This is a genomic window from Flavobacterium sp. N2550, from assembly GCF_025947265.1.
In the GTDB taxonomy this organism is placed as follows: domain Bacteria; phylum Bacteroidota; class Bacteroidia; order Flavobacteriales; family Flavobacteriaceae; genus Flavobacterium; species Flavobacterium endophyticum.
This window is the reverse complement of the sequence record NZ_CP110007.1, coordinates 3,490,334-3,509,902: the sequence shown is the minus strand read 5'-3', so window position 1 is coordinate 3,509,902 and position 19,569 is coordinate 3,490,334. Positions and strand designations below refer to the sequence as shown.

General features: G+C 38.8%; 20 protein-coding genes. 7 read left to right on the top strand and 13 right to left on the bottom strand.

Annotated features, from left to right (window positions below; genetic code table 11):
* The first annotated feature begins 1 nt into the window (after position 1).
* From OLM56_RS15580 to OLM56_RS15560, 5 genes are all read left to right on the top strand, one after another.
* Positions 2 to 1,414: a CsgG/HfaB family protein gene (locus OLM56_RS15580; protein WP_264527618.1), complete on the top strand. Its 1,413-nt coding sequence runs from the start codon at positions 2 to 4 to the stop codon at positions 1,412 to 1,414.
* Positions 1,415 to 1,433: 19 nt separating this feature from the next.
* Positions 1,434 to 2,918 (top strand): carboxypeptidase regulatory-like domain-containing protein, encoded by a 1,485-nt coding sequence (locus OLM56_RS15575; protein ID WP_264527617.1) that lies wholly within the window; start codon positions 1,434 to 1,436, stop codon positions 2,916 to 2,918.
* 420 nt (positions 2,919 to 3,338) lie between these two features.
* Positions 3,339 to 4,118 carry an OmpA family protein gene (locus OLM56_RS15570; RefSeq protein ID WP_264527616.1) on the top strand — a complete coding sequence of 260 codons (780 nt, stop codon included), beginning with the start codon at positions 3,339 to 3,341 and terminating at the stop codon, positions 4,116 to 4,118.
* An 81-nt stretch (positions 4,119 to 4,199) separates the two neighbouring features.
* On the top strand, positions 4,200 to 5,087 hold the full coding sequence (locus OLM56_RS15565; protein ID WP_264527615.1) for an OmpA family protein: 888 nt from the start codon (positions 4,200 to 4,202) through the stop codon (positions 5,085 to 5,087).
* A gap of 116 nt (positions 5,088 to 5,203) precedes the next feature.
* Positions 5,204 to 6,382 carry an AIR synthase related protein gene (locus tag OLM56_RS15560; protein ID WP_264527614.1) on the top strand — a complete coding sequence of 393 codons (1,179 nt, stop codon included), beginning with the start codon at positions 5,204 to 5,206 and terminating at the stop codon, positions 6,380 to 6,382.
* A 50-nt stretch (positions 6,383 to 6,432) separates the two neighbouring features.
* Here the strand turns inward: OLM56_RS15560 and OLM56_RS15555 are convergent, their stop codons facing one another.
* From OLM56_RS15555 to OLM56_RS15525, 7 genes are all read right to left on the bottom strand, one after another.
* Positions 6,433 to 7,173 carry a phosphodiester glycosidase family protein gene (locus OLM56_RS15555; RefSeq protein ID WP_264527613.1) on the bottom strand — a complete coding sequence of 247 codons (741 nt, stop codon included), beginning with the start codon at positions 7,171 to 7,173 and terminating at the stop codon, positions 6,433 to 6,435.
* Between the two features lie 30 nt (positions 7,174 to 7,203).
* Positions 7,204 to 7,563, bottom strand: coding sequence for an iron chaperone (locus OLM56_RS15550; RefSeq protein ID WP_121374706.1), 360 nt, complete (start codon positions 7,561 to 7,563; stop codon positions 7,204 to 7,206).
* 42 nt (positions 7,564 to 7,605) lie between these two features.
* Entirely contained in the window at positions 7,606 to 7,875 is a 270-nt protein-coding gene (locus OLM56_RS15545) for a hypothetical protein (protein ID WP_264527612.1), read from the bottom strand.
* 248 nt (positions 7,876 to 8,123) lie between these two features.
* Positions 8,124 to 9,038 carry a GLPGLI family protein gene (locus OLM56_RS15540; RefSeq protein WP_264527611.1) on the bottom strand — a complete coding sequence of 305 codons (915 nt, stop codon included), beginning with the start codon at positions 9,036 to 9,038 and terminating at the stop codon, positions 8,124 to 8,126.
* Between the two features lie 189 nt (positions 9,039 to 9,227).
* Positions 9,228 to 9,593 (bottom strand): heavy-metal-associated domain-containing protein, encoded by a 366-nt coding sequence (locus OLM56_RS15535; protein WP_182492333.1) that lies wholly within the window; start codon positions 9,591 to 9,593, stop codon positions 9,228 to 9,230.
* A gap of 279 nt (positions 9,594 to 9,872) precedes the next feature.
* On the bottom strand, positions 9,873 to 10,031 hold the full coding sequence (locus tag OLM56_RS15530; RefSeq protein ID WP_182492332.1) for a hypothetical protein: 159 nt from the start codon (positions 10,029 to 10,031) through the stop codon (positions 9,873 to 9,875).
* A 16-nt stretch (positions 10,032 to 10,047) separates the two neighbouring features.
* Complete coding sequence (locus OLM56_RS15525; protein WP_264527610.1) at positions 10,048 to 11,454, bottom strand: hypothetical protein; 1,407 nt, start codon at positions 11,452 to 11,454, stop codon at positions 10,048 to 10,050.
* A 580-nt stretch (positions 11,455 to 12,034) separates the two neighbouring features.
* Here OLM56_RS15525 and OLM56_RS15520 point away from each other — a divergent pair.
* Both OLM56_RS15520 and OLM56_RS15515 read left to right on the top strand, forming a co-directional pair.
* Positions 12,035 to 12,652: a GNAT family N-acetyltransferase gene (locus OLM56_RS15520; protein WP_264527609.1), complete on the top strand. Its 618-nt coding sequence runs from the start codon at positions 12,035 to 12,037 to the stop codon at positions 12,650 to 12,652.
* Positions 12,653 to 12,655: 3 nt separating this feature from the next.
* A complete protein-coding gene (locus tag OLM56_RS15515; protein WP_264527608.1) occupies positions 12,656 to 13,093 on the top strand; it encodes a hypothetical protein in 438 nt (145 codons plus the stop codon).
* Positions 13,094 to 13,145: 52 nt separating this feature from the next.
* Here the strand turns inward: OLM56_RS15515 and OLM56_RS15510 are convergent, their stop codons facing one another.
* From OLM56_RS15510 to OLM56_RS15485, 6 genes are all read right to left on the bottom strand, one after another.
* A complete protein-coding gene (locus tag OLM56_RS15510) occupies positions 13,146 to 14,318 on the bottom strand; it encodes a peptidylprolyl isomerase (RefSeq protein WP_264527607.1) in 1,173 nt (390 codons plus the stop codon).
* Between the two features lie 39 nt (positions 14,319 to 14,357).
* Entirely contained in the window at positions 14,358 to 15,476 is a 1,119-nt protein-coding gene (locus OLM56_RS15505; RefSeq protein ID WP_121374696.1) for a peptidylprolyl isomerase, read from the bottom strand.
* Positions 15,477 to 15,493: 17 nt separating this feature from the next.
* On the bottom strand, positions 15,494 to 16,120 hold the full coding sequence (gene gldI, locus OLM56_RS15500; protein WP_264527606.1) for a gliding motility-associated peptidyl-prolyl isomerase GldI: 627 nt from the start codon (positions 16,118 to 16,120) through the stop codon (positions 15,494 to 15,496).
* 4 nt (positions 16,121 to 16,124) lie between these two features.
* Positions 16,125 to 17,135, bottom strand: a complete 1,011-nt coding sequence (locus OLM56_RS15495) for a DHH family phosphoesterase (protein WP_264527605.1) — start codon at positions 17,133 to 17,135, stop codon at positions 16,125 to 16,127.
* 38 nt (positions 17,136 to 17,173) lie between these two features.
* Positions 17,174 to 17,545 (bottom strand): fluoride efflux transporter CrcB, encoded by a 372-nt coding sequence (crcB, locus tag OLM56_RS15490; protein ID WP_182492323.1) that lies wholly within the window; start codon positions 17,543 to 17,545, stop codon positions 17,174 to 17,176.
* A 150-nt stretch (positions 17,546 to 17,695) separates the two neighbouring features.
* Positions 17,696 to 19,192: a T9SS-dependent choice-of-anchor J family protein gene (locus OLM56_RS15485; RefSeq protein ID WP_264527604.1), complete on the bottom strand. Its 1,497-nt coding sequence runs from the start codon at positions 19,190 to 19,192 to the stop codon at positions 17,696 to 17,698.
* Positions 19,193 to 19,569: the final 377 nt, after the last annotated feature.

The window sequence follows — 19,569 nt, the reverse complement described above, 5'->3', positions numbered from 1 at the left end:
TATGCAAATCAAATATTACTTAGGAATAGCTATGCTGCTATTGCTGTCGGGCTGTGGTGCCTATTATAACCAGCCGACCGGAATAGGAAGAGCATCTATAGGCGAAATCACGCCCGCAACCACGCTATTAAGAGAACTCCCAAAACCAAAAGAACCGATTGTTGTCGGCATCTATAAGTTTAGGGACCAAACCGGACAATACAAAGCCTCTGATAACGGAAGTACATTCAGCACCGCCGTGACCCAGGGAGCTACCTCTATATTAATCAAAGCATTAGAAGACTCCAAATGGTTTATTCCCATTGAGCGCGAAAACATCGGAAACCTGCTACAAGAACGTAACCTGATCCGATCTACAAGACAAGAATATTCTAAGAATCCGAATCCCAACGATCCGCAGCTCACGCCTTTGTTGTATGCAGGAGTATTGCTTGAAGGCGGTATTGTTTCCTACGATTCCAATATCATCACAGGCGGTTTTGGAGCAAGATACTTTGGAGCAGGCGGTTCTACAAAATACAGACAAGACCGAGTAACCATTTACCTTCGGATGATTTCTACCGCAAGCGGAAAAATCCTCAAATCAGTTTATGTTTCTAAAACGATTCTGTCACAGGCAGTCGACCAAAGCCTTTTCAGGTATGTGAAATTTAAGAGATTGCTGGAAGTGGAAACCGGCTATTCTACCAACGAACCCGTACACATGGCCGTAACAGAAGCCATCGAAAAAGCCGTACAATCTTTAGTGCTCGAAGGAATTAAAGACAAAATATGGGAAGCCGATGCCGATAAAGCCGAAGTCGATTCCATCATCTCAAAATTTGAAATGGAAAAAGAAGTGGCCGATGCTACTGGAATTTATCAACGACACAAAACCGAAAGAAGATCAAGATTCGCCATGGAAATCTCAGGGGGCGCAACGCTTATTGATGGCGATTACGATAAATCCCTGCTTCGCCCAATGGGACGAGGTGCTTTAAAATATTTTTTGACTCCAGGTTTTAATCTGAGTGCTTCTACCAATGTGATCAACCTCGCCAATAAAGACCGTCTCGACGTAGGCTACCTGACGTTTGATCTGAATGCAGAAATTATTTTGCTTCCAAAAGAACAATTCAGTCCCTATATTTTTGGCGGCGGCGGATTCGGAGCCAATCGTCTTTTCGAAAATACGCATGCAAAAGTGCAATATGGTGCAGGATTGGAATATCTGGCTTCAAAAACAGTCGGCATAAAAATATATGCCGAGCACAATCTCAACTTTAGTGACAATATAGATTATTTAGAAAGAGGCGTCCGTGACGATTATTATTTCCGATTCGGTTTTGGCGTTACCTATTATTTTCCAAAGAAAAAAGAGAAGGTGTATGAGAAATACATCATTGAAGAAGCCCAAAACCCTGTAAAGCAATAATTTTTAATCTTTAAAAATCATGAAAAATATTCTTATAAAATCAGGCCTCTTTCTTTTATTGCTACTGTTTTCGTGCAGCGAAGAAAAGGTCGCAGGAGAAGATTTTGGAACCGTTACCGGAAGGGTAGTTATTGCCGATACTTTTGAACCGTTAGTCAATGCAAAAGTTTTTTCGAATCCGACCTCGAGCATTGTTTTTACCGATGAAGACGGAAGATTTACAGTTTCTAATGTTCCGGTCGGGCAATATTCTTTTCAAGCCCAGAAAGATGGATACTTGACAAAATTTGAAGCCGCCACAGTCAATAGTAACAGCACCACAGAAATTGTTTTTGAATTAGACCTCTCCACAAGCGGCAACAGATCACCCAATACTCCAGCTTTGGTTTTACCAGCAGATAATGCCGTAAATCAAAACAGACAAGTAGTATTGACATGGACCGCGACTGATCCTGAAGAAGACTCGCTTATCTATGAAGTAACGCTCCGAAATGATGCCAACAGCGACGTCGTGGTCTATTCCGATATTGTAACGCCGACCTATACGTTGCAGAATCTTGCTTTCGGGACGAAATATTTTTGGCAGGTTTCCGTTTCAGACGGACTGAATCCTCCTGTATTGAGTGCTGTGCGATCCTTCACTACGACTTCTTTTCCAGATGCTCGATTCTTGTTTGTCAAAAAACTTAGCGAAAATAATGTGATATATGCCGGTGACAATTCCGGAAACCAGATACAGCTTACAAGTTCTGAAACTAACAGCTGGAGGCCTCGAAAAAACAACCAGTCCAATAAGATTGCCTTTATTCGTTCTAATGGCGCCCAAAATCATCTCTATACAATGAACCTCGACGGAACAGGAGTATTTAAAGTAACCAATTCAGTTCCTATTGCAGGATTCAATTCAGAGTTTATCAATTTTTCATGGAATACGGCCGGAAGCCAGCTCATCTATCCGAGTTTTGACAAACTCTATAAGATAAACAGCAATGGCAGCGGATTGACCCAGATTTTCCAGACACCCAATGGCAAATTTATCTCAGAATGCGACTGGAGTTATGACGGTTCCAAAATAGCCCTGAAAGTTAACGATGCCAGTGGTTATAATGCCGAAATATATGTGATTACTGCAGAAGGTGCTATTTCAGATTTGGTTATTTCGGGCGTGAATGGTGCTGTCGGAAGCTTGAATTTTTCAATAACAGGACAAAAATTGCTTTTTACCAGAGACGTGTCAGGTTTTGAAAATCCAGATTACAGGCAGTTGGATTCGCGTATCTTCCAGCATATTTTTAGCACAAATACGACAGCAGAAATAAATACCGAAAAGCCAGCAGGAACAGTGGATATCGATGCCCGATACTCGCCAAATGAAGCAGAAGTTATTTTTGTCAACACGTCTAATGATTTTATAAGCGCTAGGAACGTGCAAAAATACCTTATCGGAATTGTGGCTTCAAGAACTACTTTGTTCACCAATGCATCAATGCCCGATTGGGAGTGATTTTTTTGAACAATTTTTTCGCTTTTTGTTATTTTGTTTTTACAAATTGCTGGTAAATAGTGTTTTGTCTAAGAATGTTGCGGTTTGTCGATTATAAGGACAAATACATGAAATCTTTATTCTTTTAATTTAATTTAGTAATGATATAACGAGTTTCAATAGAAACTTTATCCCCATAAGTTTTTTACTTATACTTATTTATTTACCCCCATCGTAAATAAATATTTTAATTTGCTCTGTTAGAATTTTGTGTATTTGAAATACCCCATTCTGTTTTTTGAAAAAAATTCAGACGTAACCTAAATTCTAATTTTTCCAAGCAAATTAATTCTAAAACCGGTGAGACAGTTTCGGCTGTCTCACTTTTTATTTTGGCGTAATAAAAATCTTATTCTTCCGTTTGCTGTAAAAACCATAAACGTGAGACAAAAAATTACGACAGCTTTCCTACTGTTATTTTCGACTTTTATTTATTCACAAGAAAATCGTTTCCAGGTCTTTTTTGATTTTGACATTTCAGAAACAAACACAACATCTTCCAGCAAACTATCCCAATGGATTAGCGAAAATCCCACGGCAATAATCGATAAGATTTATGGCTATTGTGATGCCGTTGGTACGATGGAATACAACGACGCGCTTTCAGTAAAACGGGCAGAATATGTCCTTCAAACGCTTAAAGCCAATAATATAAAAATAAACGAAACTATTGAATTAAAAGGTTTTGGAGAGCAGTTCGTCCAAGCTACAGCGCAAGAGGCCAATCGAAAAGTAACAGTCTATTATACAATTCCCCAAAAAGAAGCACCCAAAAGCAAGCTCTCTGAAGAGATCAAGACCCTTAAGACAGGGGATAAGCTGACGCTTAAGAACCTAAATTTTTATGACCGATCCGGAATTATTGTCCCAGCCTCAGAGCCTATCCTAAGAGAATTGCTAACTATTTTGACAGAAAAGCCAAACCTGAAAATAGAAATTCAAGGACACATCTGCTGCCAATTAGGAACCGACTTAGAAGACATCGCTACGATCCGAGCCAAAGCGATTTATAATTATTTAATTGCAAACGGAATCAGCAGCAGCAGACTGAAATATAAAGGATTCGGAAGCACCAAGCCCATCCATCCAATACCCGAAAAGAACGAGCAGGAACGCAACGAAAATAGGAGGGTAGAAATATTAGTGCTCCAAAGCGAATAAGCCTACAGGCCAGCTCATTTGGACAGGCTTTTTTATGTAATAAATAATTTGTTACTTCGTTTTTAATTATAAACTTATCCCATGAAAAATACAGCCATCTATATACTTTTCTTGCTTTTTTCTGTAGCTACGCAAGCACAAGAAGCATTCTCGGTCTATTTTGACAGCAATAAGCACGAACTTAAAAAACAAGAAAACGACAAGCTTCAGAATTTTATCAATGCCAATAAAGACATCAAGATTGTTGCTATAAATGGATATACCGATGAGGACGGAACCTCTGGATTTAACGATACGCTGGCTCAAAAACGCGTTAATTATGTGTACGAGCTAGTAAAAGGAAAGCTAAAAATAAGAGAAGACTTCAAGACTCGAAGCTTTGGCGAAAAGCACAAGCATTCAAAAATAAAAGCCGAAAACAGAAAAGTTGTTATCTACTTTATCGAAGCGAAAGACTTGGCCCGTGAAAACGAAATTCTTGGAATCAAAGAACAGCCTGTTGTCATAAAACCGAGAGAAATGCCTAAATACCCAGAAAAGATAACCATCCAAAATCCTAACGGGAGCTCTACAGAACTGGTTTTTGATGTGGCTTTTATGGAAAAACTGACCGTTGCAAAAGCGGGAGAAAAACTAAAGCTCGACAACCTCAATTTCCAATTAAATACTTTTGCGATTACGAACGATTCCAGACCAAAAATGTACGAGTTATTGGAGGTAATGAAAAGAAATCCGCAGATGAAGATCCAAATACAAGGACACATCTGCTGTATGCAGAATGACAAGCAAGATTTGTCTACCAAAAGAGCAAAAGCTATTGCCAAGTTTCTAGAAATAAACGGAATCGAAGACGAAAGAGTCACCTATAAAGGATTTGGAGTCACGCAGCCGCTTTTCGCTATTCCAGAAAAAACAGAGCAAGAAAGAGCTTCCAACCGTCGTGTAGAGATTGAAATTGTAGAAAATTAGTTTCTTGTATTTTAACGTTTTTTTATTCGCAAGAAAGTCTAAAATCTATAGCCGTACAGCAATCTTAACTAAAAAAAACTGATTATCTTTGCGCCACAACAACACAACCAATTTTTATGAGTTCCGATACAAGCAAGCGCTATAATCTGCGAGGAGTTTCTGCTTCAAAAGAAGATGTTCACAACGCAATCAAAAACATAGACAAAGGATTATTTCCAAAAGCTTTCTGCAAAATAGTTCCCGATTATCTTACCAACGATGAAGAGTATTGCCTGATTATGCACGCAGATGGCGCCGGAACAAAATCTTCGCTGGCCTATTTGTATTGGAAAGAAACAGGCGATCTGTCGGTTTGGAAAGGCATTTCTCAAGATGCCCTTATCATGAATATCGACGACCTTTTGTGCGTTGGAGCCACAGATAATATCTTACTTTCTTCAACTATCGGAAGAAACAAAAACCTGATTCCAGCCGAAGTAATTTCTGCCATCATTAACGGAACCGAAGAACTTATAGACGAATTGAAATCATTCGGAGTTACGATTAATTCCACTGGAGGCGAGACTGCCGATGTTGGAGATTTGGTCCGTACGATAATTGTCGATTCTACCGTAACGGCAAGAATCAAAAGAGACAAAGTAGTCGATAACGCAAACATTCAAGCAGGCGATGTTATTGTCGGTTTGGCTTCTTTCGGACAGGCTTCTTATGAGAAATCATACAACGGAGGAATGGGCAGCAACGGACTTACTTCTGCACGTCATGACGTTTTTCATAACTATCTGGCGCAGAAATATCCAGAAAGCTTTGATGCTTCCGTGCCTTCTGATTTGGTTTATTCTGGCAATGTCAGATTGACTGACGAGGTGGAAGGTGCTCCGATTGATGCCGGAAAATTAGTACTGTCGCCTACAAGAACATACGCACCTATCATTAAAAAAATCTTGGATACCTATTCTCCAAAACAAATTCACGGAATGGTACATTGCAGCGGAGGCGCACAGACAAAAGTGCTTCATTTTGTAGACAATGTGCATGTTATAAAAGACAATCTTTTCCCGATTCCACCGCTTTTCAAATTGATACAAGAACAATCTAAGACAGATTGGAAAGAAATGTACCAAGTATTCAATTGCGGCCACCGAATGGAAATCTATGTACCGCAAGAAATCGCAGACGAGATTATTGCGATTTCAAAATCATTCAATGTAGACGCTCAGATTGTCGGCAGGGTAGAAGCTTCAGAAAGTAAAAAGCTTACGATAAAAAGCGAATTTGGAACTTTCGAATATTAAACTAGAGAATTTTAAATAGAGAAAAACTCCCGATATCACTCGGGAGTTTTTTATTGCTTTTCCTTTTTTGTAGTTACGCCAACGATCACGCCAAAATTGCCATCAACTTGAAGCCAATTTTCTTTTGGAAGATACGTTCGAGAAACAAAACCATCTAGATATAGTGCATTCTTGCAGCCCAGGCTTTTAAAATAAGAAGCAAAGTCATAGAAGCTTATTTCTTCTTTTGACATCGCAAAAATAATCATGTTGTTTGGCAGAATACCCACGCCGTTTCTAATATTTAGATTGGCAGAGCCCTTTTTAAATTTAGGATGAATTTGTCCATCAATTACCAGCATCGGGCCAGACTGCGTGGCATATTTCATCGTGTTCTTATTTGCAATTTTTTCAGTAGCGCAAACAAAAGGAACATTTTCTTTAGTAATATAAAATACGCCGTTAGGTTTCAGATAAAAATTCCCATTACCGCTGGCCGTGTCTAGAGGAAACAATTCTTTTTGATTTTCAATGTAAAGACCTTGAGGTGAGTTATCCGTTTTATACATTCCGGCATTCATAGCAAATTCGAGATTATTGCCCTTTTTTTCGAGCCAAAGCTTCAAGTTATTGATGCTTTTGAAATTTTGCTGTTTTTCGTCTTTTAAGTACAGTTTTAAAGTTTGCTTTTTTGGATCAACCACATAACTGATAAAGCGGCTGTCGCTAAAAGATACCTTTTTTGTAAATGCACAAAACCCTAACGTCCCTAAAGCCAGAACGAATAGTGCGATCGTAAGATTTTTTTTCAATGCTCTCAATATTAAAAGATGATTTCTTGGCTATTTCTTTTTTTCAGAATTCTGTTTTGCCCTAAAAGCCGTTATCTTAGCAATCAATTCCAAAGGAATCGGCTGGTCAAGCGGAAACTGTACAGAACCTTTTCCTTTTTTATAAGCCGAAAACTCCTTATCAAATTCTTCCATGCCCTCAGGAGCAGGATAGAATCCGATATGGTTTTTAAAAGCGGCAAAATGCACGAGATTTCCGTTGAGCACAAAAGTAGGGATGGCATATTTAATGGCTTCGGTTGCTTCTGGAGCCGCCTTTTGTATCGTGGCGCGGACTTTTTCCAGAATCTCTTGCACCTCGATTGAAAAATCTGAAATGTACTCGTCTATGGTATTGCGTTTAGCTGCCATGTTACGCTATTTAATAGGCTAAATATAATCTATTTATAGAATCTATGGTTCGGTTGCTTCCAGATACTTGCTGTCCCAGTTTTTATAAAGCCTGACTAAGCTCGAATAGTTGCGGTCTTTCGGAAGATTTTTGTCCCAAGCTTTAATAATCTTGCTTAATTTTTCTTGGTCTCTTTCTATAAAAGCCACCGTTCCTTTGGCATAATAATACCATGTTTTTCCGTCTTCGCCGCCAAACCATTTGTATAAGAAATTATACGTTTTTCGAAAGTAATGCACGGCTAATCTATCGTTTTGCGCTTTGGCAAACATTTGTCCCGATGCCAATGTAGAGCATGTATATTGGAGGGCTTTTTATTGTTTTTGAGATAAGAAACAATCAAATCGCCTGCTTTTTCATATTCGTTATTCTTCGCAAGTTTCCTCCAGCAGCAAGTGTCGCTGTCAAAAATAGGCTGTTCATAACCCAGTTCTCTGCTCCTGTTTTGGGCACGAACGCAAAGACAAGAAAATAAAAAGAAGACGATTGTTGCTGTTTTCATATTAGCTGTCCAATTAAGTTAAGGCTTTGAACGCTCTATAGGATTATTAAATACAGGCATTTGAATCGGAACAGGGGAGCTTTTGCTGTTAGAAACCGGTTTTAGGCCGCCAAGTCCTAACAATTGCATTTGGGTTTTAAAAAATTTCTCAGGATCTTTTTTCTGAAGATCTTTCAATTCCTTTATTTCTTCGGGAGTTGCTTTGAAGGTATGAGCATCTGTAGGCAGTTGGATTTTGGTATCCGAAAGAGCGTTGCTACTTCCCATTCTTGGTACGTATTTGTATTCATCAGCAAGAGGCTTTGCGTTTTCATCCATTTTCTCCAACCCGGCAAATACAAAGCTTACTTCGCTATCCTCATCATAGGCTTCAATGATTAGTCCTGGTAATCCAACCAACTTCCATGGGCCGCTAGAAAAAGGTAATTCTTCTGCAAACCATACTGTCCAATTCCGGCCTCTAAAATAACCTGTCGCTTTTTTGCAGTTTAGGGTCTCGATGACGCGAGTTTCCGATGTGATGTTCCAATCTATTTTTTCAACTTTTTCCTCCCAAAGATAAAAAGCGCCCAAATGCTCTTTTAGTATAAACTTGTGGGCATCGGCAAAATAGAAAATCTCCATGCTGTTCGTCGGTCGTTTTTTAGGCGGCATACTAAAGGTTGGGGTTTTTACATTGGCCTGCTCACGAGTTTGTTTTTCAAAAACCTCTTTAGTCTGAATATCTTGTAAAACTTTATCATAGCTCAAATATACCGAAGCATTTTTTCCTGCAATCAGTACCATAGTTTCCTTATAATAATTCTCCCTGTTGTGTATGTCATGCATATGCGAAAAGGCATATTTTACCCGAATCAAAACTTTGTCAGCTTCTTGTGCATAAGCACTAGAAGCAATCGCAGTGGCGAAAAAAGTAAGTAGAATTGTTCTCATGTCCTTTTGTTTTAAGTAAGTTTTACATCATATATAATTTTGGAATTTAAAAGTCGGTTACTATTTAGTCTTCTTTAAGTAATTTATATCTGTAGCGTGTTGAAATTTAAGTATTTGTGTCTATAAAATAAAAAAACTGCAAGAGTTTTTTGAAGCTTGCAGTTTTTTGAAATTACAGTTTAAAGAATATTATGCTTTCTTACAGCAGTTATCCAATTTGTCATAAGCCGCTACATCTGCCTTCACATCATCGGCATCATAACCCAGTTTCGAAATAGCTGTTTTGATAGTCTGCAGGTCGGTTTTTGTAGCATTATAATATACCGTTATGGTCATTTCTTTTTCATCGAGCTCATACATTCTTACGCCTTTTATTTTCAGCATATTCGATTGAAAGTTGGCGCCGCAGGTTTCACACTCCTTGCAGTGATCGCAAGAGATAGAGGTTTTGATTACCGCTTTTTGGTTCTTTTTATTTTCTTGCCCAAAAGAGGTTGCAATGGCAAACAGCATAAAGAAAGCTACGAATGATTTTTTTAGGAAATTGCTTTTCATAAAATATGTTTTTTTACAAATATAGAGTAATTTTAAAACCACTAGTAAGAGAGATTAATTTTTCATATCGATCAATCTCGTATTAAAAAAAATGCTAATTCAAAGATCATTCAAACTTTAATATTTTCCTAACAAGAAGTAATAAGTGGTCGATTTTAGGCGTAACTGGTCACTTTTTTGGTGTAAGTGTATTTCGCTCGTAACCAAAGGGCATTCTAACTAACAATAAAAAACGGCAAGGAAATATCTTGCCGTTTAACTTAAAAGCCCGTAGTTGTATCAAGAATTCTTATCCAAAAAATTGATAACCTTTCTATAAAGTTTTACGATAAAATAGATAATAGCTACAAGCAGTGCTAGATTAAGTACCTCCCATACCGTACTCAAGATAAAATCTAGATGGTAGACCGTTTCCGTTTCAAAAACTTGTTCTCTCATAAGTTGTTTTTTTTAGTTAGTTATAATTCCATGAAGAACTTACGATGGTGGCATCGGCTGGATTTAAGATCAGGACTAAGCGGATTCCTTTGATAACCTTGAGACCCAAGCCTTGGATAGAATAGTCATACGTCATAGAGCCTATAACTTCAACCCTTATATTGCCATTTGGCAAAATATCGACACTATGGTCGCTTTGTTCCCATTCTCCTAGAGATGCCCCATATTGTTCGGTATTCACGCTTGTGACAGTGTGATTGTATTCACGTGAAACAGAAAATTTGATATTGATTTTTATGCCGGTGATCATATTGATCTTGAATTTGTAGCTCCCCAAAAAAGAATTTCTTTGGTTAGGCAGCTGGTCTGTTGATACAGAAGTAATCTCTAAATTGTTTAACGAAGCCCCCAATTGTCCAATACTGTTGATAGGCACTGCATTTTCTGCAACAGTATCGTCAAATGCAAAGGCAAACGAATCTTCCATAGCCAGGTTAATCAGTTCCCATCCAAACTGTTGGGCCTCCTGCCGATACTGTTGCTGTATGACATATTCGACAACACTCTGGCACATTTCATAATTAGTCATCAAAAAGCCCAATTTTGCCTTAAACTCGTCACGAATATCTACGATAGCACTAATAGACGGCACATCAATATAGCCCTCAATAAGCCGTGCCTTAAAAAACGGATTTGCATCCAGCCAGCCCTGCTGCACGAGATCAAGCCCCAAGGCAGTCATAAATGCTTTAACAGGGATACCGCCGCCGCCAGGATTGATGCCAAACCCAGGTTCTCCGCCAGTGCCGGTACCCGGGTCTTCAGGCTCCGATGTGCCGCACGGAACAGGAATGGCACTCGAAGAAACGCACAAGTTACACAAGTCGCAGCTGCCTCCTGCACAAGGCCCCGTACGCGTACAATGAAATTTATATTCCGTTCCCCAGCACACAATATTGTTGCTACGACTCGAATATACCTGCTTGATGTTTTCATAGAGCGTATTGCTTCCTTCCACAACCTTTATTTCGGCAGAAAATAGGCTCGTTTCCCATTTGCCATTCTCTTTATGATAGACCAAGTTGAAGATTTCATGTTCTCCCGCCATTTTATCATTGACCGGATATACAAAAAATGAATAAGTAGGATTGCTGTCTGAACGTTTCTCTATAGAAGTAGTATCAATAACAAAGCCCTGAGTCAGCCCAGCCGTTCTTGCACTTTCCCCAAAATGCGAAGCCTTTGCCCTAAAGACCGTCTGAAAATCAACAATATCCGTTTCTTTTTTAAATTGGCTAAACGAAATCGCCATATTTTTAGTCTGATGAGCATGCGCCGTCACCGGCTTTTCGTCATCACAGTTAAGAAACAATAATACAATACCCGCATACAGCAGGCCCTTAAAAAATGCAGTGTTTTTCATAATTGATTGGTTTAGATTACTAATTATTTGGCGGGTAAAATTTTATGAGAAGACTGCAAGCCGTCTGGTTTAGAAAACAGTGACTGCTTTCCAGCTAAGACAAGCTCTACTTACATTTTAGGAGGAGGCTTATAAGACCCTTCACACCTTTTTGTCAAGACGACAGACACGATTTCTTCTTTTGGTGCGACACAAGCCAGACAGCTAGGCACCAATTTGCCTCGGGTAGAATAAAGGCCTCTGATAAAGTGCTTTTTTGGATTCATATCATTGGTTTTTAATTAGTTATTTGGGTTAGATAGGTTACAATAATACAAAATATAATTTATAAATAAACTAATTTATTTATTTTTAATTAAAAAAACACAAACCTATCAAACCAAATGCATACTCTTGAATCAAATTTATCCTATTTTTACTGCTGAAAGCAACTGCTTAAGTAATTTTTTTAATAAACAATAGTATTTATTAAAGCAACAATCGCCCCATAAAACAGTAGTAAACATTTTATAAGAGTTTTATAATAATTTATAGCGACATAAAACCTATTTTTGATATCCAAAAGAACCTATCACACTATATGGCACAGATAAAAGAATTTGACTTTTCAAAAGAAGTGATATTGCAAGATGATGCAGTCCTGTTGCGGCCGCTGCAACATTCAGATATAGAAAACCTACTGCACTTTTCGCTCAACGAGCCCGAAATCTGGACATTTTCTTCTATTCCCGCCGCAGGCAGAGAAAACCTCGAAAACTACATAGATTTGGCGCTAAAAGCACGAGAAAACAAGATCGAATTTCCCTTTATTGTTTACGATAAAAAAACAAATGCCTATGCGGGCAGCACGCGCTTTTATGATATCAATCTGCCGTTCAAGACGCTCCAGCTTGGCTATACGTGGTACGGAAAAGACTATCAAGGAACAGGGCTAAACAAGCACTGCAAGTTCCTGATGCTCGAATTTGCTTTTGAAGTGCTAGAAATGGAAAGAGTAGAGTTTAGGGCCGACAGCAACAATGCAAAAAGCATTGCCGCCATGAAAAGCATAGGCTGCCAAGTGGAAGGAATATTGCGAAGCCACATGCCGACAATCCAAAACGGAGTCCGCCGTGATTCTATCATACTCAGCATCCTAAAAAGCGAATGGGAGGGAGGCGCAAAAGAACAATTGAGGAATAAAATAAACAACAGATAAAACATGAAAATAAACCCAAAAATCGGAATCGACAAGCTCATCTTCGGGATGCTGCAGAAAGACGTAGAAGCCCTTTACGGCAAGCCAGATAAGACCTATAAAGACGAAGAAGACAATGTCATCTTTCAATATAACAAGCAAAAAATCCGCTTGACGTTTTATCAAGAAGAAGGATTCAAGCTCGGATATCTCGTAGCGTCAAGCCCAGAATTGGTTTTGTTTGATAAAAAAGTCATAGCCCGTCCGATAGCTGTGCTTCAAAAAGAGCTAGAAGCAAAAGGACTGGCAAAGTGGGAGAAAGAAGAATTCGACACCTTTGAAAACTTCTTCAACGAATCCAACTGGCTCATCCTTCAAGCCGAATTTGATGAAGTCGTTAAAGTGGAACTAGGAGCCATCATCAACGACAAAGATGAATTTGAATGGAAGTTTAAGAAATAAAAAAAAGAGGTTCTGAATGAACCTCTTTTTTAGTATAAATACTTGCGATTAATTATTGTTTAGGAGCTTCCAAAAGTTCCACCTCAAAAATAATATTAGCATTTGGCGGAATTACGTTTCCAGCACCTCTTTCGCCATAGCCAAGAGCGGCTGGGATAAAGAATGTAGCCTTGTCTCCAAACGACATAAGATTAATCCCTTCAAGGAAACCAGGAATCAGGCCGCCTTTGTTAGAAATATCGAAAGGAAAAGGTTGGTAGCCGTTCTGAGCCGCACGATTAGCATCGAACTTACCGTATAGCTTAGATATTTCGGCATCGCTGCTGTCAAACAAGCTTCCATCTTCAAGATATCCTGCATAATTAACATACACCGTTCCAGAAGCTGGTTTTATTCCTTTGCCTTTTGTTGTAATACTATATTCTAAACCAGAAGCAGTCTTTGTTGTTGTCGCTCTGATGGCGTTCAATTCGGCTACTTTTTTAGCTTTTACAGGAGCAAATTCAGCTTCAAGCGCTTTCTTTTTCTCGGCTTCGGCAGCTAATTGTTTTTTCTCAACTTCATCTTTGTTGGCAAAATACTCATTAAATACTTTAGCCGCGTCAAACTTCTTAGCCTCGGCACCATTTCTAATGATTTTGATTTCCATGATTACGTCGTTTTGCTCGATCGCATTCACAACGTCCATGCCGCTAGTCACTTTGCCAAACACAGTATGCTTGCCATCCAACCACGGCGTATCTTTATGCGTGATAAAGAACTGGCTTCCGTTCGTTCCAGGACCAGAATTAGCCATAGAAAGGATTCCTCCTGTATCATGTTTCAAGGTTGGGTCGATTTCATCCTTAAACTTGTAGCCAGGATCTCCAGAACCATTGCCCAGCGGATCTCCACCCTGAATCATAAAATCTTTGATAACTCTATGGAATTTAAGTCCGGTATAAAACGGTTTTCCTTTGTATTTTGCATTTACGACAGTATTAGTGCCTTCTGCCAACGAAATAAAATTGGCAACCGTAATCGGCGCTTTTTGGTATTCTAATTTGACTACAATTCTTCCTTTGGTCGTTTCAAACTGAGCATAAATTCCAGGCTCTTGGTTAGAAGTTCCAGCTTTTTTAGTTGTAGTTGCAGCTTTTTTTGGAGCAGCAGCTTTCTTTTTTGTCTGCGCGCCTAGGCCAGCTGTCATGGCCAAAAACAATAAGCAAATAAATTTTAATTTCATTTTAGTACAGATTAAGTTTTCTACTTTATTTTTAGCTGCCTATTGGTTGGCAGGCATTGATCCGAGCATTTCAATTTCAAATATAATATTAGCGTTTGGAGGAATAGCACCTTCCATACCTCTTTCTCCGTAGCCCAAATACGAAGGAATAAAGATAACCGCTTTATCGCCAATAGATAACTGTTCGACTCCCTCAATAAATCCAGGAATGATGCCTTCTTTGACTCCGATCTGGAAAGGAATTGGATTATACGCTTTAGCCGCAGCTCTGTTTGGATCTAGCTTTCCGAAAACTGTCGCCACGCTTTCAATGTTGGTGTCGAACAAGTCGCCGTTCTCAAAATAGCCTGCATAGTTGATAAAAACTTGCGCTCCGGCAACAGGCTTTTTGCCATTACCTTTAGATAGAATCTTAAATTGCAATCCAGATTGTGTTTTAACTGATTGCGATTTTAATTGTTGGAAAGAGGCCTCCTTTTCTTTAATAACGCCAGCATATTGTTCTCTTAATTTTAGCTGTTCCTCTTCCATCTTTTTTTGTTCAGCAGCCTGCTTTGCAAAATTGTCTTTGAAGATTTTTGGAGCATCAAATTTTTTAGCATCCTCTCCTTTGCGGATGATGGTAATCTTGTTGATTACATCATCTTGCTGGATAGCGTTTACCACTTCCATGCCGTTTTCAATCACATGTCCAAAAACAGTGTGGATTCCGTCAAGCCAAGGCGTTGCTTGGTGCGTGATAAAAAACTGGCTGCCGTTTGTAGCTTTTCCACCATTTGCCATAGACAAGATACCGCCTTTGTCATGCTTTAGTTCTGGTACGATTTCATCTTGGAAACGATATCCTGGACCGCCACTGCCATTGCCATCAGGATCACCGCCTTGGATCATGAAATTAGGCAGTACTCTGTGGAATTTTAATCCGTCATAAAACGGCTTTCCTTTATATTTTTCGCTCACCATCGGATTTTTTCCCTCCGCTAGCGATACAAAATTGGCAACCGTCACCGGTGTCTTTTTATATTCTAATTCAACTACAATAGTTCCTTTGCTGGTTTCGATTTCCGCATACATACCATCAGGCAGATTGCTGCTCGGGTTGTTACACGAAAAAAACAGGGCGCTGATACCTAAAAATAGACTTGTTATTCTCTTCATTTTGATAAATTGGTTGTTTATTGTTTCGGCTCTTCCGTTGGTTTTGGAGCTTCGGTAGGTTGTTGTGTTTTCGATTCGTTTTCTGTTCGGGCTTCTTTTTCAGGCTTGATGTCTTTCAGCGCAATGGTAACCATAAGCGGCTGATTGTGGCCGATTCTTCTGTCATCGCCATGATAGCCGTAGCCCATGTGGGAAGGAAAAAGGAAAGTGATTTTTTCGCCTTTTTTCATCAATTTGATACCGTCGCGCATTCCCATCATGATGTTTTGCTTGTCGACAAGATACACTTGCGGACGGAGTTCCAGTTCCGTATAGATTACATTGCCGTCAAGATCTTTTACTTCGTAATCAAAATAAGCCACATCGCCCTTTTTAGGAGTTATAGAATCAGTCGCTGTACTTTTTACGTCATATTTATACCAATATCCTTTAGCCGTAGCGATATAGTTCGATTTTGCATCTTTTTTGATCACGGACTCGATTTTGGATTCTTCGCCGGCAATCAGTTTTTTGTTTCGCTCGACAGACTCTTTCATAAAAGTCCCCGAAGAATGCGAAAGAGGCTTGCGAGCCTGTTGTTGCGTACAGCCTGTAACCAACATAGTGCCAGCCGCGACACTCAAAATAAGCTTGAAAAGTTTCATAGGCCTACACATTAAAATTTTGTTTTGATAAAATGCTTTCAAATTGTTTTACGGTTTCTTCCAGCGATAATGTCGATTTTCCGCCTGCCGCATTAATATGGCCACCGCCGTTGAAATAATCACGTGCAAATTGGTTCACGTCAAAATTGCCTTGCGAGCGAAACGAAATCTTGATGATTCCTTCGTCTTTATTCTCAATAAATATAGCGGTAAAGATAATTCCTCTGATAGTTAGTCCGTAATTCACGATGCCTTCGGTATCTCCTTTGACATAATGAAACTCGTCAAGTTCCTGCTGCGTAAGCTTTATGTACGAAGTCTTGTATTCTGGCAGCACTTTCATGTTCTGCAATGCCCGTCCTAAAAGCTGCAATCGATGGTATGAATTATTGTCGAATAACGAATTATGTATATCCCCGTTTTGTACTCCGATGTCTAATAATTCAGCAACAACCCTGTGCGTCATGCTGGTTGTTGACGGAAAACGAAACGATCCAGAATCGGTTACGATTCCTGTATAAAGGCAAGTTGCGATTGTTTTGTCAAGAAGCTCTTTATAGCCTAAGAACGTAATGAAATTATAAATCATTTCGCAAGTAGACCCAAAGTTAGTGTCAGAATAGCGGTAAAGCGCGTAATCATCAGGCTTTTGATGATGATCAATCATGATGAAAGGCACTTTTAGCTTATTGAGTACGTTTTCCATTTCGCCCGTTCTGTGCAAGGCATTGAAATCTAGCGTAAAAATAAGCTCGGCTTCATTAAGGATTTTTGCTACATTTTCTTTGTCTTTTTCAAAAATAAGTACCTTTTCCGAGCTTGGGAGCCAAGCCAGAAAATCAGGAAATTCATTCGGAGCGATTACGATCGGCTCGTGGTTCAATTTTTTTAAAAAATGATACAGCCCTAAAGTAGAACCCATTGCATCGCCATCGGGGCTTCGGTGCGGAATAATGGCAATCTTTTTAGGAGAAGCCAACAATTCCAGTATTCCTTTAATCTCTTCTTCTTTCATAGATTGCGAAATTACATTTTTTTATGTGGAAACATAAATTATTTGGTAAGAAATAGCCCGAACCAGACCGCCAGAAGTCCGAAGAATAAACTTGCGCCGATATAGGCAAAAGCCAGAAGAGAATTATTGCTTTGGAAAAGGCTAATGTTTTCATAGCCAAATGTAGAAAATGTCGTGTAGCCGCCACAGAATCCGGTTGCGAAAAATAATTTCATATCGGAGTTGACCAGATTGTTTTTTTCGAAATAACCAAACAGCAATCCGATGATAAAACAGCCTAAGATATTGGCTGTAAAAGTTCCCAAAGGAAATTTAGTAGGCATGTATTTTCCAATCGCTAAAGAGGTGAGGTATCTGAAAATACTTCCTAAAGCTCCACCTAAGCCAACTATCAACAAGGATTTAATCATTTGTAGTGTATTTAGTATGACAAACTTAATGAAAAAACGCGAAGAATGTTTTGTTTGAAAAGAAGGAACGCTTGTTAGGTTTAACGGAGGAACCATAAAAAAATACCGCTCATTGAGCGGTATTTTATATAAATGGAAAAATAAATTTACTTATTTTTTCAGTACTTTAATCATTTTAGTCTCATTTCCGCTTGTCACTTTTACCAAGTAAGTACCTTGCTCTAAAGCTGACATATTCAGTTGAGATTCATTTTCGTTAACTGTTTTTTGCATTACTTGTTGTCCTAATACATTAAAGACAGCTACTTCAGAAATACCGTTTTGGTAGGATAGATTTAATACATCAGTAACTGGATTCGGATAGAAAGAGAATTTAGGAGCATCAACAGTACCCGTTCCTAAAGAAGCATTAAATGCTGAAATTTTAAATTCGCCTCTAACTGCAGGACCAAAAATACTTTCATACTGCCAAACGGCTATATATAAAGTTTCTCCTGGCGTTAAGCCTGTTAGTGCTAATTTAGAGAAAAAAGACTCCTCGTCTGCATTATCATCATTACAAGCCGTTGGTACTGCTACCAATGCAGCACACGTACCTCTATAAGCAGCTATAATTGTATCGTCATTTTCAGATCCAGGTGCCTGGTCTGTTTGGATTGTCACATTTCCGTCTGCTGGAACAACTAATGAAAACCATACATCATATTGGGCAGAACTTGAACAAGATGGTATTGTAGTGCTTGTTGTTGCGCCAACAGAAGTTCCTGTTAACGGATTAGATTCAAAAGTAGCCCCTATGGTTAATGGCAATGCCGTATCGCAAATGTCGTTCGGAGCTGGAGTTGGTAAAGTTTTAAAGTTAACACTTGACCATGCGCTTTCGTTAGTGCCGCCACAATTTGTTTTTACATAAGCTGTGTAGACAGTATTGCTTGCTAAAGGAGACAAAGGTGTAGAAGTTCCAGTAGTTACGTTTACAATTGTTCCAGTACCTTGTGTAAAGCCTTGGACACCATATTCTACAACAAAAGAAGTTGCTGCAGAAGTCCAGTTTAAAGTAGCTGCTGCTGCTGTAATGTTTGTAGCAGTCACGGCATTAGGCTCGACACATGCAGGTAATGCAGAGCTTACTACATCATCAATGTCAAATACAAATTGATCTGTCGTTGTACTTTGGAATCCGATATACACGGTCTGTCCAACAAAAGCTGTTAAATCATAAGAATATTTCACAAAATAAGCGCCGCTTGGTGGAGCAACAGTAGCTGCTAATGTAGTCGTAAAGCTAGCAGCATCTGCTGTTGTTGTAGATAGTTTTACTGCAATCGTTTCAGGATATAAAGGATCCCTACTTCTTCCCCAAAAAGAGATTTGATCGTTCACGCCTGCGGTTACAGTTATGCTAGGCGTAATCAAAAAGTCATTGTGTGCCGTTGCTCCATAACGAATCGACATAGCATTTGTACCGCCATGTGCTTGAACTGCACCTCCCGTAAAATCAATTACAGCCCATGTTTGGGCTGCATCGCCGCCATTAATTACTGTCCATCCAGCAGGAATAGTTGTTGCTCCCTCAAATCCTTGATTAAATTGGCTAAAGCCTAATAGAGGTGCTAACAAGAATAAAAAAAGTAGTTTTCTTTTCATAAGTATATGTTTTAATTAAAAGTTTCTTAAAAGTAAGTATATTTTTACGTTCGGCATTTATAATGTTATGATTTTAACATCGTTGAATTTAAATTTAACATATATTTAAGTATTGTGTTTATGGGCACTAATAATAAAAAAGCACACCAAATTAGCAGAAATCCTATACTTTTTAGCCTATAACACGAAAGACTTTTATAAAAACCTGCTTTTTCTTCGACTTGATTTGAAGGTTTAAACAAGAATATCACAGAAGAAATTTCCAAATCGATTATTAGACTTAAAAAAGGCACTATTGTGTCTCCTTTTTGCTCATTTAATTGTAAATTTGCGCTTTTATTTTTATTGAGAGTAGGAAGAGATTGTCCTTTCGACTA